The 4250-nt window shown below is 53.4% G+C and carries 3 protein-coding genes; 2 read left to right on the forward strand and 1 reads right to left on the reverse strand.

The genetic code is table 11. The annotated features are described in order from the left end of the window. The first annotated feature begins 142 nt into the window (after nucleotides 1-142). Together CPT76_RS24435 and CPT76_RS24440 are read left to right on the forward strand one after the other, a co-directional pair. Nucleotides 143-1777: an extracellular solute-binding protein gene (locus tag CPT76_RS24435; RefSeq protein ID WP_105444772.1), complete on the forward strand. Its 1635-nt coding sequence runs from the start codon at nucleotides 143-145 to the stop codon at nucleotides 1775-1777. A gap of 163 nt (nucleotides 1778-1940) precedes the next feature. After that, entirely contained in the window at nucleotides 1941-3824 is a 1884-nt protein-coding gene (locus CPT76_RS24440; RefSeq protein WP_258168765.1) for a helix-turn-helix transcriptional regulator, read from the forward strand. A gap of 75 nt (nucleotides 3825-3899) precedes the next feature. Here the strand turns inward: CPT76_RS24440 and CPT76_RS24445 are convergent. Then, nucleotides 3900-4250 (reverse strand): VOC family protein (locus CPT76_RS24445; protein ID WP_105444774.1); only part of this gene is annotated, 351 nt, incomplete at its 5' end.

The raw sequence follows: 4250 nt of genomic DNA on the forward strand, positions 1-4250 counted from the left end.
TCCAGCTGAAATATGCCATCATCGTCTTTACGACGTTACCCGTCATTTTTACATATCCGTTCTTTCAGAAGTATTTCATCAAGGGAGCGCTGCTGGGTTCATTAAAGGAATAGGCTAGGCCATCCGAAGGGGGAAGAGTTGTATGAAAAAAAGGAAAAAACCGTTCATGTCCGCCATCGTCGCCGTTGTTCTCATCGCTTCTGTAACCGCTTGCAGCGGTGGAGACGGCAAACCGGAGGAAGCCGACAGCAAAGCTCCGGCCGGACAGCAGTCCGCCAAGCTGAAGCTTCTCGGGCCGACCGGTTCGAACAAGTTCATCAAATTCGAGGACAGGGACAAGTACCCGGTCTGGAAGGAAGTCGACAAACTGCTGACCGATGCGAACCTGCAGCTCGATTACGAGCTGGTTCCGAACGAACAGTATAATGTTGTCATCAAAACGCGAATGGCGTCCGGCTCCAACCTTCCGGATATCGTCAACATTTCGGCGCTGGACAATACGACGGTACTCAATCTGGCGAAGCAGGGCGTGCTGCTGGACCTGAATCCGCTGATCGAGAAGTACAGCAACGGCAACATCAAGAAGATGTATGAGCAGGAGTTCCCGTATGCGAAAAAGACGACAACGACGTCGGACGGAAAAATGTACTGGTTCAGCGATCTGCACAAAAAGACATATAAAGGAACCGATCCGGCTCCGGTATCCTTAACGATGCTGCTCCGCAAAGACTGGCTCGATAAGCTGAGTCTTCCGGTTCCGACAAATGCGGAGGAATATTTGCAAACGCTGAAGACGATGCGCGATAAAGACGCCAACGGCAACGGGCAAAAGGATGAGGTGCTCGTCTACGATCCGGGTTCCTTCTCGGGACCGATCGCGCAGTGGTTCGGGCTGGGGACCAGCATTTCTTCCGTGGATGTGGAGAACAAGAAGGTCGTATCCCCGTGGTACCAGGACGGCATCAAGGATTACTTCCGCTACCTGCAGCAGCTGGTGAAGGAAGGCGTGCTCGACACAAGCCTGATCGGGGCGACAGGGGAGCAGAAGCAGCAGAAGATGACGGAGAACCAGGTTGCTTCAACAGGAGATTACAATCTGGAGACGTATCTGGAGCCGACAATCAAGGGGGGCGGGGAATATCTTCCACTTATGCCGCTTCAAGCGGTAGACGGCATTGCGCCAGCAGCCCAAATTGAGCCACCGTTTCTGGTGTGGCAGAAATACGCGATTACGAAAGACAGCAAAAACGTAGAAGCGGCGATCAAGTATTTTGACACGATCTATTCGGATAAGTATGCGGAGCTTCTGTATTGGGGCATTGAAGGACAAACCTATAAAAAGGACGAGAGCGGCGCGAATGTATTCATCAACAACGCCTCGGACGAAGAACTGGCCAAAACGGGCCAGGTTCCCGGACTCCGCCTGTTCGGCGATACGGTGTTCCCGCGGGTTCAGTTCGCCAACCTCGAGTTTGAGCTGTCCGGCGTACCGAAATACAAAGCCGACAACGAGCTCAATATTCTGAAATACAAGCCGTATTTCGTCAATATGAACGACAACTATTTGGCGATCCCCGACGATCAGCAGCTGGAAGCGAAAACGAAGATTTTGACCAATCTGAACACGTACTCCACGGAGCTTGCGACCAAGCTGGCTTTGGGGCAAAAATCGCTCGACAACTGGGATCAATATATGGCCGATCTGAAAAAGCTGGGGCTGGACCAGCTGCTGGAAATCGACCAGCAATTGCTCGACAGATACAACAGCATCCAGTAACGTTGACTGTAACCGTATGACTTTGGAAAATGGCAGGCTCCAATTCGCTTTGGAGGCTCTGCTGTTTTCCTGTTTTTGCATATCTAATGGGGGAGGGGTAGTCTGTGCGCAATGGCAGAGTCTGGGCAATAGCGTGAGTTCGCAGGGGATCCTCTCGTTTGGCATGGTGGTGTTTCCGGAGCAGCAGAAGGCGATGACTTCATGGGGGATGTTCCCGCTGAAGGATTTTTTTCAGTCGATTGTCGCATTTGACGAAGCTGCCGAGCAGCAGCTGCAGAGCTCCTTTTCGCAGCAGCAGTATTTTACCATGATGCCGCCAGTCAGCATGAAGCTGTGGGGCAGCGACAAGCGTGTGATCCCTGTGCTGCAAAGCCTGGAGGTGGTGAATCATCCGCGCGCGGTTTTGGTATTGTTTATTGATAGCGCTTACTTTTCTGATTATATGCACCAGTTTGGAGGGATTGAATCGCAGGAGATCGTCATGACGTCCCGGGATGCGCTGATTTACAGCCAAGTCCGAAATGATCCGGCAGCCCGCGGCGGAGCGGCTTCCTACCCCATTCATTTGTCGTCGGAGGCCAGTGATGTGCAGTATGCGATCTCCTACACGGACAGCAGCGTCATCGGCATCGGCAATTTGTTCAGCTCGCTGGCGGCGATCCTGATTTCCATCGTTATTGGCGCGTGTATGGCTTATCTGCTGGCCAAAATCAGTTACCGTCCTCTTGGGGCTCTGCTGAGTAAGCTGAGCGCCGCGGCGCGGGTTGAGGATTCCCGAAACGGCAAGGTGACGGGTTCCGAATACAACTTTATCGAAAAATCGTTCGACCGGCTGCTGCATGAAAACCGCAAGCTTCAGCAATCGATGCAGGATTACGAAAATGCCGCCAAGTCGAATTTGTATCTTCGCCTGCTCAAGGGGTATTTTATGGACGATCAGCAGAAGAACGAGCTGGGGAAACTGGGGATCGGTTATACCGAGGACATGTATTACTGCACGATGCTGGTCAGCTTCCACGCCATCCGCGACTTTTCCGACTTCGAGAAAATCCGGAAGATCGAAATGCTGATGATGGTGATCGTGGAGAAAGCGATGAGCCGTTACGGGCTGGACTATGCGCTGTTCGAGGTCACGAATGCGGATAAGGCGATGATCGTGTCCTCCGGGCAGCCGTTTGGAGACGATGATATGCTGGAGCGCATCGCTGCCGAGATGGCTGACGAAATCGAGCGGCTGAGCGGATTTCATCCCGATATTTTATACGGAGGGGTTGAGCAAGGGCTGGTCGGCATCAGCAAATCGTATTACACGGCCAATGAAAGACTGCGCTACACCATATTCTCGCGCGAGCATTTTCAGGTGCTGCAGGAGGAGACGATGCAGGCCGGTGTCGATTACTACTATCCGACGGATTGGGAAGTGCAGCTCATCAACAACCTCAAGATCGGAAACCTGGACACGTCTCTGCAAATTTTGCATGAAATCCATGCCGAGAACGACAAGCGGGGGCTGGCCGAGGCCAGCGTGAGCCGGCTGCTCTCCTTGCTGATGGAGACGATGCTGCGGGTGCTGCATGAGCTGAACCTCGATACGGATATCTACACGAAGCAGTTTTGCAGCCGGGCAAAAGCGGCGAACATCGACGAGATGTGGAGCTATATGTTTGAAGTGGGCACGCTCATTTGTGAGCGAAAACGGTATGCCAATACGTCCTCGGCGGTGTCGGCCGGCAGCGAGCTGCTGCAATACGTGAACGACAACTATTCGAGCGCGGACATTTCGTTAAAGCAGCTGGCGGAGATGTACCATATGTCTATATCGAAGGTGTCCAAAATATTCAAAGAGGTAACCGGCATCAACTTCTATGATTATGTATGCCGTCTGCGCATGGAGAAGGCGAAAGAGCTGCTCCGGGAGCGAAGCTGCGGCATCGATCACGTCGCACGCACGGTGGGGTACGAAAATGTGTATTCCTTCAAACGCGCCTTTGCGCGGTATGAAGGCATCAAGCCTGACGAGTATGCGGGGGCGGCGGATGGCCGGTGAGTTAAAATAAAGAGACCATAGCTCATTGCTATGATCTTTGGTCTCTTTATCGTCTCACTCACTTCAACGGTCCGTTTACGACCTGCCGCTGAACCGTTTGATCGCTTCCTCCGTCACCGGCGTGAAGAGGTTAATCAGGTTGCCGTCGGGATCCCGAAACAGCACAGCACGGTTCCCCCACGGCATCGTGGTTGGCTCCTTGACCCACTCGGTGACAAACGGCTTCAAGCGCTCGTATTCGGCATCGACATCGTCGACACGGAACTCGAGGATGACCGTGTGATTGTCGGCCGCCACGGCGGAACCAGCACCGAACAGCTGCACCGTCTGGGAGTGGCCGATCGCCAGGGTGCACGATGACCCAACGATTTCGGCGAAGACAGGCGCGGGGCGTTCCGCCGACACGCCCATGACTTTCTCATAAAA

Source organism: Paenibacillus sp. AR247 (assembly GCF_002968895.1).
Lineage (GTDB): Bacteria > Bacillota > Bacilli > Paenibacillales > Paenibacillaceae > Paenibacillus_AQ > Paenibacillus_AQ favisporus.